We start from the raw sequence: 16,080 nt of genomic DNA, 5'->3' as shown, positions 1-16,080 counted from the left end.
CTTCGCTCAGCTGCGCATAGGCTAGGCAGGTGAGGATTGATTTGCACACCCATTCCAATGTCTCCGATGGCACGCAGGCCCCGGCTCAGCTGATGGACGCCGCCCGGGATGCACGCCTCGATGTCGTGGCCATCACGGATCACGACTCCACGGGAGGCTGGCAGGAAGCCAGCGTTCGGGCGCGGATGCTCGGACTCTCACTGGTTCCTGGAATGGAGATCTCCTGCCGGACCTCTTCCGGGATCACGGTGCATCTACTCAGTTATCTGCATGATCCAGAGCACCCTGGCCTGCTCGAGGAAATCGGCAAGTCGAGAGATGCCCGACTCAGCAGAGCCGAGCGAATGGTCGATCGTCTTTCCGAGGACTATCCGCTGAACTGGGACGATGTGAGTCAGCACGTCGCTCCTGGGGCCACTGTCGGCAGGCCGCATATCGCTGACGCTCTAGTGGCGGCCGGAGTTGTCGCGGATCGCTCCGAAGCCTTTGCCAGCATTCTCACCTCTCGGAGCAAATACTGGGTTTCACACTATGCACCGTACCCCGTGCTCGCGGTTTCCCTGGTCCGGCAGGCCGGTGGAGTGCCGGTCTTTGCTCACCCCATGGCTTCCGCCCGGGGCCGGATCGTGGAACCTGAGGTCTTTGAGGAACTCATCGAAGCGGGCCTGGCCGGCGTCGAGGTGGACCATCGCGACAACCCTGAGCCAGGCAGGGAATTCTTGCGCTCGCTGGCTCGGCGACATGATCTGATCATCACCGGCTCTTCTGACTATCACGGCACGGGTAAACCTAATCGCTTAGGTGAGAATCTCACCTCACCGGAAGCGCTCGCTCGGATCGAGGAACAGGGCACTGGCAGCAGCGTGGTTCGCTGAGTGAGGGGCCCGGTCTGACACGGTCCGAGAGGACTGATGCCTTTTCCCTGGTGGGCTCAGGCGACGTCGACCTCGGCAAGCACGGGTGCAGCGCGCTTCGCGGTGCTCTCGGGTGTTGAGACCGTGCCCTCTGCAAGCTCGTGGAAGAGGGCTTTGTTGAAACCGAAGGCCAGCCGCACTTCATCCAGCAGCTCCGCGGTGTGCTGTGGATTCAGCCGCAGCTGATTGAGACTCTCGCGATACTGATCCTTATAGGGTTTGAGCTTGCCGAGGGCGGAGAAATCCCAGGCGCTCAGAGCCGCTGCGCCGGCCCCGTAATTCTGCTGCATTTTGCGGGCTAGGATCTGTCCGCCCGAGAGATCCCCCAGATAACGCACATAGTGATGCGCCAGATAGCGGTGCGGTGCCTCTGCTGTGACCTGATGAATTCTGCTCACATACTTCACGATGGCCGGGCTCTGCTCCGCAGGTGTGCCGCCCAGTAAATCCAGATCGGCGAGGATCAAAGCACTGCGGTCTAGGCGGGGATCGAGCAACTGTGTGAAGCGTTGCTGGCTCCGCAAAATCGCCGCTGAACTCTCCAGGGCGGTATAGAGATGGGCGTATTGCGCCAGCAGGGCACAGTAGTGATCCAGGCTGAGCCCACCCGACATCAGATCGGCGATGAACGAGCTGTTCTCCGCATCTTCGTGATCGGCTTTGCTGGATTCCCGCATCAGATCTGCGAGGGGGTGAGGTGTCGTGGTCACGAAAGCTCCGCTGTCGATTGAGGTGTACATCACACAGAATAGCTTAAAAAATAAGGTGAGGCTAACCTAATTAAGGCTTACCTTATAAAACACTGATTGAAGGGTTTCTGATGTCTACACTTCGAAGGCAGCTGGTACGGATACCGGCACTTCTTCTGGCCGCACTCTTGGCCATCCTGAGTCTTAGCTTCGCCCCGAGCGCCAGCGCCGCAGTGGTTCCTTCGGTCTCTGCTTCGGAGATTCCCTTGGCTGGCGGTACCGTGACGGTGACCGGTTCCGGGTTCTCGACCTCGCCGGGGATCTATCTTGCGCTGGGCGAGCAAGGCCTGGCCGGTCTGTACGAGGGCTTCGGCCTGGGCAAGATCTCGATGGCCGACACGGTGTTCTTGGCTCCCGGGCAAGTCGATGCCGTCACGGACCGCGGTCGGACAGCTCCGATGAACGCCGACGGTTCCTTTTCGGTGAAGATCCAGGTTCCGGCGAAGGCTGCGACGGCGTGGGCGGTGTATACCTCGAAAGCTCACGGCCAGGGGATGAGCGATAAATCGCAGAACACAGTGACCAACCTGAACTATGCGGCACCGGTTCCGGCACCTGCGCCATCGACCAAGGCGCCCGAGGTGGCTCCTCGCGCGGCAACGCCTTCGGTCTCTGCTTCGGAGATTCCGCTGGCTGGCGGTACCGTGACGGTAACCGGTTCCGGGTTCTCGACCTCGCCGGGGATCTATCTTGCGCTGGGCGAGCAGGGGCTGGCCGGTCTCTATGAGGGCTTCGGGATCGGGAAGATCACCATGGCGAACACGGTGTTCTTGGCTCCAGGCTTGAGCGATGGTTCGACGGCTCAGGGGCGGACGGCTCCGATGAACGCGGATGGTTCCTTTTCGGTGAAGATCCAGGTTCCGGCGAAGGCTGCGACGGCGTGGGCGGTGTATACCTCGAAAGCTCACGGCCAGGGGATGAGCGATAAATCACAGAACACAGTGACCAACCTGAAGTACACGACGGCGACCACCACCCCCAAGCCCACCCCGACGCCTCAGCCAAATGTCACTCCGCGGCCCAGCACCCCCGCGAAGCCGGTGGTGCGGCCAGAGGTCAAGACCCCGGCCGTCGCGCCCTCGGCCCAGGAGCCCAAAGCTGCTGCGGCGTGCACTGTGCGGCAGATCGCTTCCGGCAATCTGCAATGGGGCCTCAAGTCTTCTTTTCGCAGCTATATCCGCAGTGGAATCGCCAAAGGGAACTGGACGCTGGACGCCGCTAGCTACAACGGCAACGCCTTCGTCTTCAACGCCAGTTCCGGCGTCTACGATCCGGCGAGCAAGACCGGTAACTACGCCTTCTCCGGCAGCGTGCATTTCACCGGCCACGGCGGCGTCCTCGACCTGCAGCTGAGTAAGCTGCGCATCTCGCAGACCTCCGCTACCACGGGCGTGCTAATCGCCGATGTGCTCTCCTCCGATATGAGCGGCAAGAAATCCCAGCACGCCGGAGTCGAGTTCGCCACCTTGAATCTCTCGGGTCTCGCAGCGAGCAATGACTCTCTGCGGGCAGCCGCAGCGCCGGCGACGTTGACGGCAGCCGGGGCGACTGCTTTTGCCGGTTTCTATTCCGCGGGTACCGTGCTCGACCCGGTCAGCCTGAGCGTGCAGTTGGGAGCTGCCGCTGACTGCAAGGCCTTGGGCATCGACCCCGCGGCGAATCCCGGAGGCGCTTCGGTCGCCGGTGCATTGGCCAATACCGGGGTCGACGGTCTCGGTGTGATCGGTGGCTCAGCCGCCCTGCTGCTTCTGCTCGGCGCCCTCGCGGTGGCTGCGACTCGACGTCGTGCCTCACATTAGTATTTACCGCTTCAGCAGGCTGACCGCAGCCGCCCTGGCAGCTGCGTTGGTGATCGGGCTGTCCGCTTGCGCAGCGGGCAGCCCATCAGCCAGCTCTCAGCCGGCGACGAACGTCTCGACCATCGGATCCGCTGCTTCGACGCAGCTCCCTGATCCACGAAAGATCCAGGGCCAGAGCACCGCGGAGAGCGTGCCGGAGGTGCAGCCGCTGGCAGCTCACTTCACTCAGCAGCTGCCGGCCTCGGTCAATGATTTTGAGCACCGTCAGGTCATCGTTAAAGACACCAGCCGGATCTTGGCGCTCGATCTCTACGGCACCATCGCCGATACCGTGCTGGCTTTCGGGCTGGGCAAGAATCTGATCGGACGTACCGTCTCGAACACCAATTCCTCGATGGCTGAGTTGCCGGTGGTGACGCAGAACGGGCATGAACTCAATGCCGAAGCCATTCTGCAACTCAAACCCAGCCTGGTTCTCGTGGACTCCACCATCGGCCCGCCGGAGGTGCTGGAGCAGATCCGGGCCAGCGGAGTGACCGTGGTGAGCTTCAATCCGGATCGTTCGGTAGCGCTGATCGCGCCGGGAATCACCGCGATCGGTCAGGCGCTCGGCTTGACGGATGCCGCCGTCGAACTGAATCGGCAGGTCGCGGCGCAACTCCTGGAAACCCAGGAGTACATCAAAACGCTCAGCCCGGCTGAAGAATCCCGGAAACCCAAGATCGCCTTTCTCTATGTGCGAGGTAAGGCCGGGGTGTTCTTCATCCTGGGCTCTGGTTCCGGCGCGGATGACCTGATTCAGCAGCTAGGCGGGATTGATGTGGCTGCTCAAGCCGGGGTCAAAGACGTGAAACCGGCCAATAGCGAATCTCTGGTCGCGCTCGCTCCTGAAGTTCTGCTGATGATGAGTTCGGGTTTGGCATCGACCGGCGGTATCGAAGGCTTACTGAAACGTCCGGGGGTGGCCGAAACCCCGGCGGGAGCCGCGCACCGGGTGGTGGAGATGGCTGATGGGCAGATCCTCTCCTTCGGCCCCAATTTCCCCGCTGTGCTCCGCAGCCTGGCCAAGGCGATCTACGACCCGCAGGGTAGTGTTCCGACGGGTAAGGGCTGAGCATTGCTGCAACGTTATCGAGCGAAGAGCCACGGAAGTCGGGTCGCCGTGCTGAGCCTCAGCCTGCTGCTGGTGCTGCTGACACTGGCGATCCTCTCGGCCGGTCTGGGCCAGTTCCCGGTGCCCCCGCAGGAGATCTTGGCCGCCATAGCCCGGAAGCTCCATCTGCTCGGAGGAGGACCCGGAGACGCCGATGGCACACTGTGGAACGTGCGGTTCCCCCGACTCGTGATGGCGGCCCTGGTCGGCGCGGCGCTCGGTCTTTCCGGTGCTGTCATGCAGGCGGTCTTCGGGAACCCGCTCGCTGAGCCCGCGGTAATCGGCGTCTCCGCGGGCTCAGCGGTGGGCGCTAGTGCGATGATCGTCTTCGGCGGTGCCAGCGTGGGGCTCTTCGGCCAGCCGCTGGCCGCTTTCCTGGCCGGGCTGATCACCACGATTCTGGTCTATCTGCTGTCCCGGGCCAACGGTAAGGCTTCGGTGCTCACCTTGGTGCTCACCGGGATCTCGATCAATGCGCTCGCCTCGGCGGGCATTGCCTTCATGGTTTTCCTGGCCGATACCCAGAGCCGCGAGCAGATCGTCTTCTGGCAGATGGGCTCCTTGAACGGTTCCACCTGGGAGGCGGTGCTCTCGATCCTGCCGCCGATCGCTCTGGGCATGGTGCTCAGCCTGCTGCTCAGCAGCCGCCTGGACGTGCTGGCCCTGGGGGAGCGCGCTGCTGGTCACGTCGGTCTCTCGGTTGAATGGGTTCGTATGCTGGCCATCGTCGCGGTGGCTCTGATGACCTCGGGTGCGGTGGCCCATGCCGGAATCATCGGCTTTGTCGGCTTGATCGTGCCGCATCTGATGCGGATCACTGTCGGACCCTCGGCAAAGGCTCTGCTGCCGTTGAGCATGCTTGGCGGAGCGCTCATGGTCTCCTTGGCCGACCTCGCAGCGCGTACCATGATCCCCTTTGCAGATCTGCCGATCGGCATCTTCACGGCACTGGTCGGAGCTCCCATTTTCTTCTTATTACTGCGCAGGACGCTCAAGAAATCAGGTGCACTATGAGCGGCGAAACGGTGATCCGTGCGGAAGGCGTCAATTTCGCCGTCGCCGGACGACAGATCATCCCGCAGCTTTCACTCACGGTGCGCGCCGGTGAAGTGCTCAGCTTGGTGGGCCCCAACGGAGCTGGGAAATCCACTCTGCTCGCGCTGCTGGCCGGTGATCTGAAACCCACCGAAGGAAGAATCACCTTGGACGGCAGGCAGCTCAGCGAATACAAACCCAGGGAACTGGCCCGGCGTCGTGCTGTGGCACTGCAAGATTCCAGGGTCAGCTACGCCTACACGGTGCAAGAAGTGGTCCGGATGGGCCGAACTGCCTGGCGGGGCAGCGATCAGGAGTCACGGGATGAAGAGCTCGTGCGCAGTGCGATGCGGCGCACCGAGCTCAGTGAATTCGCACAACGCGAAGTCACCACTCTCTCGGGAGGCGAGATGGGGCGCACCACGCTGGCCAGGGTGCAGGCTCAGGGCGCTGAGCTGGTACTGCTCGACGAACCGACCGCAGCGCTCGACGTGCGCCATCAGCAGACGGCTTTGCAGCTTTGCCGGCGGATCGCCAGCGAGGGCGGCGCCGCTGTGGTGGTGCTGCATGACCTGGACCTGGCCGCCAGCTATTCCGATCGTATGGTCTTGTTGGAACACGGCAGGGTAATCGCCGCTGGGCCTCCTGAGCAGGTCTGCCGGGCAGAGCTGCTCAGCCGGGTGTACCGCTCGCCCATGGAGGTCTTCGCACACCCGAAGAACGGAAGGATCGTCGTGTTACCGGGCAGGTCCATTGAACCCGCTGATGATTTTGAGCAGCATGAACCGGGGAATTCCGGGAACCGGCTACGGTCAGCGGAGGAGATCAGCGGGTCCTGAATGAGGGTTAGGCTTCCTTGGCCACGATCTCAGCGAACTCACCCAGTCGCGCGGCCATGATGCCAATGGCTTCCGGGTTCTGATCCACGCAGACAAAACGCCGATCCAGAGCGGCTGCTACCGAGCCAATGGTGCCTGAGCCGGCAAAGAAGTCCAGCACCCAATCACCCGGCCTCGAAGAAGCGGTCACCACCCTGCGCAAGAGGCCTTCGGGCTTCTGGGTCGGGTAACCGGTTTTTTCCTTGCCGGTCGGGGAGACAATGGTGTGCCACCACACATCGGTGGGCAGCTTACCGCGGGCCGCCTTTTCAGCGGTCACCAGACCGGGGGCCATATAGGGTTCCCGGTCCACCGCTGCGCTGTCGAAATGGTATTTCGAAGGATCTTTGACGTAGACCAGAATATTGTCGTGCTTGGTCGGCCAGCGGCTCTTCGCCCGGGCACCGTAGTCATAAGCCCAGATGATCTCGTTCAGGAAGCACTCCCGGCCGAAGATGGCGTCGAGCATCACCTTGGCGTAGTGCACCTCGCGGTAATCCAGGTGCAGATACAGCGTGCCGTCTTCGCGCAGCAAACGCCAGGCCTCGATCAGCCGAGGCTCTAGAAAGGCCCAGTAATCGGTGAAGGCGTCGTCATAGCTGTGCAGCGAGCCCTTGACTGTCTCGTAGTTGTGCCCGGCGAAGCCGGTACGCGTTCCGGTGGCACTACGCACCATCACGGTGTTCTGCCGAGACTGCACCCGCCCGGTGTTAAAGGGCGGGTCCAGATAGATCAAGGAAAAAGAAGCATCAGGCAACTCGGGCAGAAAGTCTGAGTTCTCGGCCTGCACCACTAAATTGGGGCCCTGCGGGCTCCAGATCCGGGGTTCCATCGATGCTTAGGCGTCAGTCGACGGCTGGCTGTCCTTAGTGACGACTTCACCGTTCCGACGCCGGGTGCGGCTGCGCTGGCTTCTGCTCCGTGCGGGCTGTGCTTTCTCAGCGCCGCTCGTCTCTTGGCCGTCCCGACGCTCCGAACCGGACTCGCGGCGACGTGGCGAATCGCCATCGCTACGACGTTCGGACCTCTTCCGATCGCCGCCTCGCCGGTCATCGCGCCCCTGGCCGCCACGGTCGGAACCGCGGCCCGAGGATCCTGAGGACGCGGTATGACGCTTGCCGGTCTCGCCGAGATCTTCGATCGTTTCGGCGGCCAAGCCGGCGTGCGTGCGCTGGCTGCGCGGCAGTCTGCCCTTGGTGCCTTCTGGGATGTCCAGATCGCTGTAAAGGTGCGGGGAGGACGAATACGTTTCAATCGGCTCATTGAACGGCAGGCCGAGGATCTTATTGATCAGGCCCCAGCGCGGCATATCGTCCCAGTCGACGAAAGTGACAGCGGTGCCCTTGTTCCCGGCCCGGCCGGTACGCCCGACCCGGTGCAGGTAGATCTTCTCGTCTTCAACGCACTGGTAGTTGATCACGTGGGTGACGTCGTCGACGTCGATGCCACGAGCGGCGACGTCGGTGGCGACCAGGACGTCGACCTTATTATTGCGGAACGCGCGCAGCGCTTGCTCCCGGGCGCCCTGCCCCAGATCGCCGTGGATCGCGGCGGCGGCGAAACCGCGCTCTGTCAGCTCATCTGCGACCTTGGCCGCGGTGCGCTTGGTCTTGGTGAAGATAATGCTCCGGCCGCGGCCGCGAGCCTGCAGGATCCTGGCCACCACTTCGATCTTGTCCATGCTGTGCGCCCGGTAGACCAACTGGCGGATATCGCGCTTGGTCAGGCCCTCGTCGTCCGGATCGGCGGCCCGGATATGAGTCGGCTGAGTCATATAGCGCCGTGCCATCGCGACGATCGGTCCGGGCATGGTGGCCGAGAACAGCATGGTCTGGCGCACCGGGGGAGTCGCGGCCATCAGGGTTTCGACATCGGGCAGGAAGCCCAGGTCCAACATCTCGTCGGCTTCGTCGAGCACCACCATCTTGACGTTCTTCAAGTTCAGGTGGCGTTGCTTGAAGAGGTCGATCAGCCGGCCCGGGGTGCCGACTACGATCTCGACGCCCTTGGTCAGGGACTCGATCTGCGGCTCAAAGGCCCGGCCACCATAGATCGTGGTGATCCTCGCGCCGCGCTTGCGGGCAGCTACTTGCAGATCATTGGCGACCTGGACGGCGAGTTCGCGGGTAGGCACCACGATGAGGGCTTGCGGAGCACCCGGCGTGGGGAGCGCATCGTAGCCTTCGTCCTTGGGCGCCACTACGCGCTGCAAGACGGGAACGCCGAAGCCGAGAGTCTTACCCGTTCCGGTCTTGGCCTGACCGATGATGTCGTGGCCGGAGAGCGCCACCGGCAGGGTCATCGACTGGATCGGGAAGGGGTGCACGATGCCGGCATCGGCGAGGGCCTCGACGATATCGGCGCGTACTGAAAAGTCTGCGAAGGTCTCTTTAGCCTCGTGGTGCGGATCTTCAGTGGTGGTCAGTGAGGCGTCAACGACGATCTCGTTATCGCCGTCTTCAGCGAGCAGGTGGTTATTATCAACGGTCAAGAGTGCGTACTCCCTTTAAGGTGCCGCCTGTTGCTCGACGTCGGCCATCTAGGGCTCGATTGACGGAACGAAAGGGCGGCACAGCTGGCGGAAGCCGATCGCGGGTTTGCGTGCGGTGCTGAATCGATCAGCGCCGCTGGATTGACCGCCGTTTTTCGAAGCGGTCCGGGAAAGTCATTGCATGAACGACCGGGCATCCAGTTCTACCCGCTCAGTCTATCCGATAGGCGACGGATCGCTGCTATTGCTAGTGGTAGCCGTCTACGATGGCGGCCGCGATTTCCTTATAGGCCCGCCGGGTCTGCGGGCGCAGCGTGTCAAGGGAGATCTGGTCGCCGTCGGCCACTCCACGGTCGTGTGGTACCGCGATGAGCTGCTTGCAGTGCCCCGCGAGTTCGGCGTCGATGGCGCGTTTATCCACTCTCGAGGAGACCTCGTCTTTATCGGTGATCACCACAATGGCATTGCGTGCCAGCTCGTGATAGCCGTGCCCGGACAGCCACTCCAGAGTGCTGCGGGCTCGTTTGGCCCCGGAAACCGCGTACCCCGCAGCCACCACCAGATTGGTTGCCGTGGAGAGGATGCCGGACATCGCCGGATGCGAGACACCGGTGCCGCAGTCGGTCAGGATCACCGAATAATACTGAGCGATCAGCTCGCGGATCCTGAGGTATTCTTCGGCGGTCAGCGCATCGGAGAGCGCGGGATCCTGTTCTCCAGCCACCAGGTGCATGCGGTTTGCGTGGTGCATATAGCGGGAGAGCTCGGTCAGCGTCCTGATCGAGTCAATCTCCCGGATCACATCGCTGATCGTCCGAGAACCCTCCGGCTGGTAAAGCAATTCACCCAACGCCCTTTCGGCCAGATCTCCGGAATCTGGGTTGGCGTCGATCGCGCAGGGCGGATCGCCTCGGTACTCGGCGAGCATCATGCCGACCCCGACAGTGGTGGAGGTTTTGCCGATGCCGCCTTTGAGCGAGAGCACTGCGGTGTTGTAACTGCCCGGGAGTTGCCGGGCGATCCGGGATTCCAGTTCGGCCTCTTCGCGTTCCCGGGGGCTCTTGCCGAGATTGACGGTGCCGCCGCTCACGCTGTAGACAGCGCGCCGGATTCCCTGGGTGGGGCGATCCTTGGGCGGCCTGACGAATTGCCGATTGGCCATCCGGCTACCCGCGACGGCGGGCTGGGCGCTGGGCATTGCAGGGATTGCTGCTACCGGCCGGCTGTTCGGCCACTCCGTGGTTTCGAGGTTCCCGGGTCTCTCAGGATTGAGGAGCTGTTCCTGGGCCGGGATCTGACTGATCGGGGCGGCGGGCTCGATTGTGGCACGGAAGATCCCTGACATCTGCGCGGCTTCCGGGCCGGGAACCGGCGATGGCTCAGGCAGGTCTGCCTCTCGGTAGCGGGGGCGCTTCCGGGTGATCTCGAGATCTTCCGCACCGGAGATCGCTGGTTCCGAAGGACCGTATTCCGGCTGCTGCGGGTAGCTGATCGGGGCTTCGTGAGCGAATTCCATACCGTCCGAAGCACTGGCAGCAGGGTTGGCAATGGCAGCAGGATTGGCAGTGGCAGCAGGAGCGCTGACGCCGTGCGCGCTGACCTGCGGGCCACTGAAGGCGTCAAAGACCTCTCCCCGACTATCCACGAAGAACCAGCTGATCTCGCCATTGCGGTGATCCAGGGCCTTCGCCAGCACACGCGACTGGTGATGAGCTGCTTGTCCGGCGAGCAGTGCGACCGCTGCCGCATAGCTATCGGAATGCCCGTGCGCGTCCACCGGCTGACCGGCTACCGAGATCCGGCCGTCGTGGAAGACCTCGACCAGAACGAATTCATTCAGTTCCGACATCTCAATCTCACTCCGATCTCTGGATATGCTCATTCAGTCTAGTCAGCCGCCGTCATCGGGGCGGGAAGCAACTCGAAGAGCACGGTACGGCTGCTCATATCGGCGGTCACTAAGCTGACCCGTACCGAGCTGCCAATGATGAGCTCGCCCCGGTACTGGCATTGCGCGGAGACCGCTGGCTGCTGAATCTGGATCGTGCAACGTTGTAGGCCATCTGAAGCAGCGCTTGAGGCCTCCGCCGTCGAAGAGGTCTTGCGTGGGCCGGCTATGACGACGGCGTCGAACTCCTCACCGAGATGCGAGCTGAGCAGAGCTGCCTCCACGATGTCCAGGGCTGCCCGCTCGATCTGACCGCTCAACTGGTCCGACGCCGTCATCAGTGCGGGAAGCTCTGGAAGCGCCTTCCGGGCCCATTCCGGCACTTCCTGGCCTGCACTCAGGGCAGCGCATACGGTGAGCACGAATCGGTCAACCAGGCGGCGCAGTGGTGCGGTGGTGTGAGCGTAGGGAGCGGCTACTGCGGCTTGTGTGCTCTGGGCGGGTAGCTCGCCGTCGAAGCTGGTGTAGGCGGCACCGCGGAAGAGCGAGGTGGCAGCGTGCATCAGAGCGAGTTGCCGTGGATCGGAGACATCCAGGGTGCGCAGGAATTCGCCGTAGGCGAGTTCCTGCGGCCATGGCTTGCCGAGCGCGACTGCCTGGTTGCGGAACTTCTCCAGGGCGGCGGGATCCGGTGGCGGCATGGTGCGCAAGAGGCCGACCTTGCCATCGAGCATGATACGCGCCGCGGCCATGCCGGTGAGCAGCGAGATCTGCGCATTCCAATCCTCGATTGCCAGGGCAGGCCTGAAGATCAGACGATATTCGCCGTTCTCGTGTGCGACCTCTTGCTGCGGGGTGTTCAAGCTGGCGCCCCCGCGCTGGCGCTCCAAGTCGATTCGCTTGAGTCCGATCTCTTTCAGGAGTCGCAGAATCGGAAGATACTCCGAGGCGGTCTGAGCGTCCAATTCGTTTTGGGCTTGCTGGTAACCGAGCTTCGCGATCGAGCGCACTCGCGCCCGGGACACCGAGGCCGAAATCGTCGCCCCGGAGGTATCCAGCACGATTTCCCAGACGAAGGCACTGCGCAACTGTCCAGCCAGTAAGCTCGCGGCGGCTTCGCTGATTTCTGCCGGATGCAGTGGAATCCTGCCATCGGGGGTGTAGACCGTCTGGCCGCGCCGTCTGGTCTCGGCGTCCAGGGCACCGCCCGGCGTGACGAAGGAGGGCACATCGGCGATCGCGTAGCGCACCAGATACCCGCTTTCCCGGCGTTCCAGCTGCATGGCCTGATCGAGATCCATCGACTCAGGCGGATCGATCGTGATGAAGGGCAACTGGCTCAGATCCTGCTCAGGCAGCTGATGGTGCTGCAAGGAGGCAGTGACCTCGGCCAGCACTTCAGGGCTGAATTGTTCGGTGAGCTTGAACTCCGCTCTTAAGCCGGCCAGGGCTTCTCTTAACTGAACGTCGCTGTCCGGCAGCACAATCTGAGAGTGAGGCACTCGATTAGCCTATCTTGATCCGAAGGCGTCGCTTCAAGATTCGCTGCCTCTGTGGAATCTTGTGGAATAAGGTTGCTCTCATGACTGATCGTTTTGTGTTCGAGCTGCTGGGCGCGATGGCCTACGGCGAGTTATCGGCCTTTGAAAGGCTCTCTTCGGACGCCCGCTTCTCGCCGACTCTGCAGGACAGGGCGGCGCTGGGCAGGATGGCCGTCGCCGAGTTCCGGCACTTCGAATTGGTCTCCGACAGGTTGGCGGATCTGGGGCATGACGCCGAGGCGGCAATGCGCCCTTTCCAGGTCTCGGTTGATGCCTTCCACGATCGGACCAGGCCCGCTGACTGGTACGAGTCGATTATGAAGGCCTATGTGATCGATACTATTTCAGCAGATTTCTACTCTGCGGTGAGCCAGTTCTTGGACGCACCGACCCGCGACCTGGTCGCCGAGATTCAGGATCCGGAGGAGTCTTCAGTGCTTCAGGCTCGGTTGCGCGGCATGGTGCGGGATGATCCGCGGCTGGCCTCACGGTTGGCTCTATGGGGTCGTCGCTTGGTGGGAGAAGCACTGACCCAGGCTCAGCGGCTCAGCCTGGAAGGTGGCTTCCTGCCCGAAGGGGTGGCCTCTTTCCAGGGGCCTCTGATGGCTGAACTGACCAAGAACCATTCTCGTCGGATGAGTCAGCTCGGCCTGACGGCGTAGCGAACTCTGCGGCGCGTGGAATGATCCAGGATGAACGCGAACGGTCCCCGCGAGACTATCGCGGGGACCGTTCTGCGACCTTGATCAGGTTGATCAGCGCTTGAGGATCGCGGTCAGCTGCGCGGTATCGTAGTTGCTCCGGTTGCGGCTCAACAGCAACGAAGCCAGGGTGGAGAACAGCACCGCGGCCACCAAGGAGGCGATCCAGGGCACCCAGGTCCAGCCGGGGTTATAGGAAAGCCCGGCGGAGACGGTGATGATCCAGGTCAGTGCGGCAGCGATCACCGCGATCGCGGAGGGTAGCAGAGCGCCGTACTTGTGGTGCTTCTTATCGGCTGCCCAGACAATGGCTCCCAGGCCTGCCGCGATCAGTGCGATAACGACCAGATCAACCATTAGAGTGCTCCGAAACCGACCCGGCGGGATTCTTCTGCGCCGAGTTCCACGTAGCCGATGGAGTTGCCGGGCACGATCACCGTGCGGCCTTTTTCGTCGCTGAGTCGCAGTTCGCTGCCCGCTGAGATGGCTTCCGAGACCAATTTCGAGACGGCGTCAGCATCTTGGCTGGACTCCAGTACGATTTCCCGGCCAACGTTTTGAATACCGATCTTTACTTCCACCGTGGATGCTCCTTCTCAAAGTTATCGTCAGGCTGATATCAGCTTGTGAGGCTCTTGCTTCTAGCTTAGGACTCTTCGATCATTTACTGCTTGGGGAAATTGCTAATTCCGCGCCAAGCTAAACGGTAGATCACTTCTTCGGCGACCTCCCGGTCGAGTTCACCGCCGGTTTCCAGCCAGTACCTGGCGCTGACCTGCGACATTCCGGCGAGCCCGCGGCCCAGCAAGGTGGCTTCCTGTTCACTGAGCTCGGTGTTCCGGGCGATCGTCTGAGCGATGGCATTGGCGTAGGTCGCATTGAAAGCTTCGATCTTGGCGGCGACTTCTGGATCGTTGATCAAATCGTTTTCGAAGACCAGCCGGTGTGCTTGATCGCCCTTGGCGATGAACTCGAAATAGGCGCCGATAGTGGCTTGGACGCGTTCTCGGTTGTCCTCGGTGGAGGCGATCACGGTCAGCATGCGCTCGGTGAGCTCGGCCAATTGCACGTCCAGCAGGGCGATATAAAGCTCCCGCTTGGAAGGGAAGTGCTGGTAGAGCACCGGTTTGGACACCGAAGCGGCCTCAGCGATTTCGTCCATCGCCGCGGCGTGGTAGCCGTTGGCCACGAACACTTCAGTGGCTGCTGCGAGCAACTGGGCTCGTCGCTCGTCCCGGGGTAACCGGATGGGGCGGATGCGGGTGTCCTCTGTCATGGCGTCTCCTGTTGGGCTCTCTAGCTTTGCCCATCTTACGGCGCCCCGGGCCGATGGTAGACCGATTGCGGCGCGAATCAGGCCACTAAGATTTCAGGCCAGCAATCCGCACATAGTATTCCCAGAGAGTCCCCGTGTCTTACAGACGCTTATGCCTCCCGTCCGGGCGGCGGATGCTCGGGCCTAGACATCGGGATCGCTCCCCGGGCCGTGAGCAAGTTATCGCGGAGCCGGCGGACTATCCCGCCCGGAAAGCGCGGAGACGCTATGCGGTGCGTTCGTGGTCGACCGGGCAGGCCGGAGCGACCTCGACCGGCGGCATCCCGGACTGGACCGAGGCGGGCCCGGTGGACTCGGACCCAGTGGAATCAGGCCCAGTGGAATCAGGGCCGAGCGGAGTTGCCGATGTGGTTCCCGGAGCGGAGACCTCAATGCCGTAAAGTGCCTGCAAACCAGCGAGATACTGGTCTTGCTGACCCGCTGCAGCGAGTTCCCGGCCGCGTACCGTGGGCACATGCAGCAGCTGTTTGACCATCCGACGTAGGGCGAATTCCACCTCTTCGGCGGCGGCGGTGCAGCCGTGCTGCGCCCGCACCCGTTCCAGCTCGACGTCCAGCACGGAGAGGGTGTGCTTGCGTAGCGCGACAATCGCACTGTCCACGCCACGGGCGGCCAGTTCTGCTTCGAAGCCCGCGGCGGCGTTATCGACTATTTCGCGGGCTTGCTGCACAGCGGATTCCTGTTCTTCCGGAGCGGCGAGTCGCACGGACTCCAGGGTGAGCAATTCGACATTCTCCAGCTCTACGACGGCGGGGTCGAAGTCCCGGGTGAGTGCCAGGTCGATCACGGTGAGCTGCAGAGCCGAACTGCCGGATTGCTGCCGGGTCTCTCGGAGGAAGTCAGCGGACACCCGGGCATCGGAACCGCTGCAGCCGATCACCAGGTCAGCGCTCCCGAGAGCCGCTTGTAGCTCGGTACGGCTGGTGATCGCCCGGCCGCCCCGGCTGGAGACGAATTCCGGAGCTCGCCCGGAGGAGGAAAAGACCGAGATGTCTTGCGCTCCGCGTTCCTTGAGTAAGGCCATCGTGGCGCCTGCATAGGCTCCGGTGCCGAAGAGCAGCACGGATCGTTCGGCCCAGCGCAATGCGGAGGAGTCCGCTGCGAGTTCCAAGGCCACCGAGACGATGGAACGCCCCTGGCTGCCGAGTGCGGTCTGCGAGCCGACGTCCTTGGCGGTTTTCGAGGCTTTCTGGAAGAGCCGCACCAGGGCTCCTGGTACCGCATAGCGGGCTTGAGCATCGCTCAATGCGCGGCGTACCTGGCCGGCGATCTCACGTTCCCCGACTACTGCGGAATCCAGTCCCGAAGCGACAGCGAAAAGGTGTTGGGTGACGGCCTGACCGGTCAGCGTGACGAAAGCTCGGCGGATCAGCTCCAGTGGCAGCTCCGAGGCGCGCTGAATGCGGCTTGCGATTTCCTCGCGCAGCTGCGGGATCTGAGCTTCGGAGTCAGCGACGGCGTAGATTTCGAAGCGATTGCAGGTAGCCAGTACGACGGCGGAGCTGGATACGGCGGAAGAGCCGACGCTCAACCGGGCGACGGTTTCCAGATCGAGATCTGTATGAGTTGCAATCAATGAGAAGAGAACCACAGCA

General features: G+C 62.6%; 15 protein-coding genes. 6 read left to right on the top strand and 9 right to left on the bottom strand.

Annotated elements, in window-relative coordinates:
* The first annotated feature begins 29 nt into the window (after nt 1-29).
* Nucleotides 30-875 carry a PHP domain-containing protein gene (locus ABDK06_RS03965; RefSeq protein WP_394939132.1) on the top strand — a complete coding sequence of 282 codons (846 nt, stop codon included), beginning with the start codon at nt 30-32 and terminating at the stop codon, nt 873-875.
* A 56-nt stretch (nt 876-931) separates the two neighbouring features.
* Here the strand turns inward: ABDK06_RS03965 and ABDK06_RS03960 are convergent, their stop codons facing one another.
* Complete coding sequence (locus ABDK06_RS03960; RefSeq protein ID WP_394940792.1) at nt 932-1,654, bottom strand: biliverdin-producing heme oxygenase; 723 nt, start codon at nt 1,652-1,654, stop codon at nt 932-934.
* Between the two features lie 80 nt (nt 1,655-1,734).
* Here ABDK06_RS03960 and ABDK06_RS03955 point away from each other — a divergent pair, with 80 nt between their 5' ends.
* Genes ABDK06_RS03955 through ABDK06_RS03940 form a run of 4 tightly spaced genes read left to right on the top strand, consistent with a single transcriptional unit; the run spans nt 1,735 to nt 6,489 of the window.
* Nucleotides 1,735-3,462, top strand: coding sequence for an HtaA domain-containing protein (locus tag ABDK06_RS03955; RefSeq protein WP_394939130.1), 1,728 nt, complete (start codon nt 1,735-1,737; stop codon nt 3,460-3,462).
* Nucleotides 3,449-4,576 (top strand): heme/hemin ABC transporter substrate-binding protein, encoded by a 1,128-nt coding sequence (locus ABDK06_RS03950; protein WP_394939128.1) that lies wholly within the window; start codon nt 3,449-3,451, stop codon nt 4,574-4,576. Before ABDK06_RS03955 ends, ABDK06_RS03950 begins: the two co-directional genes overlap by 14 nt.
* 3 nt (nt 4,577-4,579) lie before the next feature.
* Nucleotides 4,580-5,629, top strand: coding sequence for a FecCD family ABC transporter permease (locus tag ABDK06_RS03945; protein WP_394939126.1), 1,050 nt, complete (start codon nt 4,580-4,582; stop codon nt 5,627-5,629).
* Nucleotides 5,626-6,489: a heme ABC transporter ATP-binding protein gene (locus tag ABDK06_RS03940; protein ID WP_394939124.1), complete on the top strand. Its 864-nt coding sequence runs from the start codon at nt 5,626-5,628 to the stop codon at nt 6,487-6,489. The genes ABDK06_RS03945 and ABDK06_RS03940 overlap by 4 nt, the downstream gene beginning before the upstream one ends.
* 7 nt (nt 6,490-6,496) lie before the next feature.
* Here ABDK06_RS03940 and ABDK06_RS03935 read toward each other — a convergent pair whose 3' ends face one another.
* The 4 genes from ABDK06_RS03935 to ABDK06_RS03920 form a co-directional block, all read right to left on the bottom strand.
* The gene (locus ABDK06_RS03935) at nt 6,497-7,360 is read right to left on the bottom strand and encodes a DNA-methyltransferase (RefSeq protein WP_394939122.1); all 864 of its coding nucleotides are present in this window, start codon (nt 7,358-7,360) and stop codon (nt 6,497-6,499) included.
* 6 nt (nt 7,361-7,366) lie between these two features.
* Nucleotides 7,367-8,971, bottom strand: coding sequence for a DEAD/DEAH box helicase (locus tag ABDK06_RS03930; RefSeq protein WP_394940791.1), 1,605 nt, complete (start codon nt 8,969-8,971; stop codon nt 7,367-7,369).
* 295 nt (nt 8,972-9,266) lie between these two features.
* A complete protein-coding gene (locus tag ABDK06_RS03925) occupies nt 9,267-10,868 on the bottom strand; it encodes a MinD/ParA family ATP-binding protein (RefSeq protein ID WP_394939120.1) in 1,602 nt (533 codons plus the stop codon).
* Nucleotides 10,869-10,906: 38 nt separating this feature from the next.
* Entirely contained in the window at nt 10,907-12,409 is a 1,503-nt protein-coding gene (locus ABDK06_RS03920; protein WP_394939118.1) for an RNB domain-containing ribonuclease, read from the bottom strand.
* Between the two features lie 80 nt (nt 12,410-12,489).
* Between ABDK06_RS03920 and ABDK06_RS03915 the strand changes: the two genes are divergently transcribed.
* On the top strand, nt 12,490-13,110 hold the full coding sequence (locus tag ABDK06_RS03915; protein WP_394939116.1) for a ferritin-like fold-containing protein: 621 nt from the start codon (nt 12,490-12,492) through the stop codon (nt 13,108-13,110).
* Nucleotides 13,111-13,203: 93 nt separating this feature from the next.
* Here ABDK06_RS03915 and ABDK06_RS03910 read toward each other — a convergent pair whose 3' ends face one another.
* The 4 genes from ABDK06_RS03910 to ABDK06_RS03895 all read right to left on the bottom strand — a co-directional run bounded on the left by ABDK06_RS03910 (nt 13,204) and on the right by ABDK06_RS03895 (nt 16,076).
* On the bottom strand, nt 13,204-13,506 hold the full coding sequence (locus ABDK06_RS03910) for a hypothetical protein (protein WP_394939114.1): 303 nt from the start codon (nt 13,504-13,506) through the stop codon (nt 13,204-13,206).
* On the bottom strand, nt 13,506-13,730 hold the full coding sequence (locus tag ABDK06_RS03905) for a DUF3107 domain-containing protein (protein WP_394939112.1): 225 nt from the start codon (nt 13,728-13,730) through the stop codon (nt 13,506-13,508). The genes ABDK06_RS03910 and ABDK06_RS03905 overlap by 1 nt, the downstream gene beginning before the upstream one ends.
* An 83-nt stretch (nt 13,731-13,813) precedes the next feature.
* Nucleotides 13,814-14,425 (bottom strand): TetR/AcrR family transcriptional regulator, encoded by a 612-nt coding sequence (locus ABDK06_RS03900; protein WP_394939110.1) that lies wholly within the window; start codon nt 14,423-14,425, stop codon nt 13,814-13,816.
* 265 nt (nt 14,426-14,690) lie between these two features.
* Complete coding sequence (locus ABDK06_RS03895) at nt 14,691-16,076, bottom strand: glutamyl-tRNA reductase (RefSeq protein WP_394939108.1); 1,386 nt, start codon at nt 16,074-16,076, stop codon at nt 14,691-14,693.
* Nucleotides 16,077-16,080: the final 4 nt, after the last annotated feature.

Origin of the sequence: Psychromicrobium ferritrahens (assembly GCF_043789415.1) — a bacterium.
GTDB lineage: Bacteria > Actinomycetota > Actinomycetes > Actinomycetales > Micrococcaceae > Renibacterium.
The sequence above is the reverse complement of the archived record's forward strand: the minus strand, read 5'-3'. Positions and strand labels throughout refer to the sequence as shown.

Bases quoted from the DNA above. Each gene is read 5' to 3' on its own strand.
- ABDK06_RS03960 (WP_394940792.1), bottom strand. From the start codon at position 1,654: ATGTACACCTCAATCGACAGCGGAGCTTTCGTGACCACGACACCTCAC.
- ABDK06_RS03955 (WP_394939130.1), top strand. From the start codon at position 1,735: ATGTCTACACTTCGAAGGCAGCTGGTACGGATACCGGCACTTCTTCTG.
- ABDK06_RS03940 (WP_394939124.1), top strand. From the start codon at position 5,626: ATGAGCGGCGAAACGGTGATCCGTGCGGAAGGCGTCAATTTCGCCGTC.
- ABDK06_RS03935 (WP_394939122.1), bottom strand. From the start codon at position 7,360: ATGGAACCCCGGATCTGGAGCCCGCAGGGCCCCAATTTAGTGGTGCAG.
- ABDK06_RS03925 (WP_394939120.1), bottom strand. From the start codon at position 10,868: ATGTCGGAACTGAATGAATTCGTTCTGGTCGAGGTCTTCCACGACGGC.
- ABDK06_RS03915 (WP_394939116.1), top strand. From the start codon at position 12,490: ATGACTGATCGTTTTGTGTTCGAGCTGCTGGGCGCGATGGCCTACGGC.
- ABDK06_RS03910 (WP_394939114.1), bottom strand. From the start codon at position 13,506: ATGGTTGATCTGGTCGTTATCGCACTGATCGCGGCAGGCCTGGGAGCC.
- ABDK06_RS03900 (WP_394939110.1), bottom strand. From the start codon at position 14,425: ATGACAGAGGACACCCGCATCCGCCCCATCCGGTTACCCCGGGACGAG.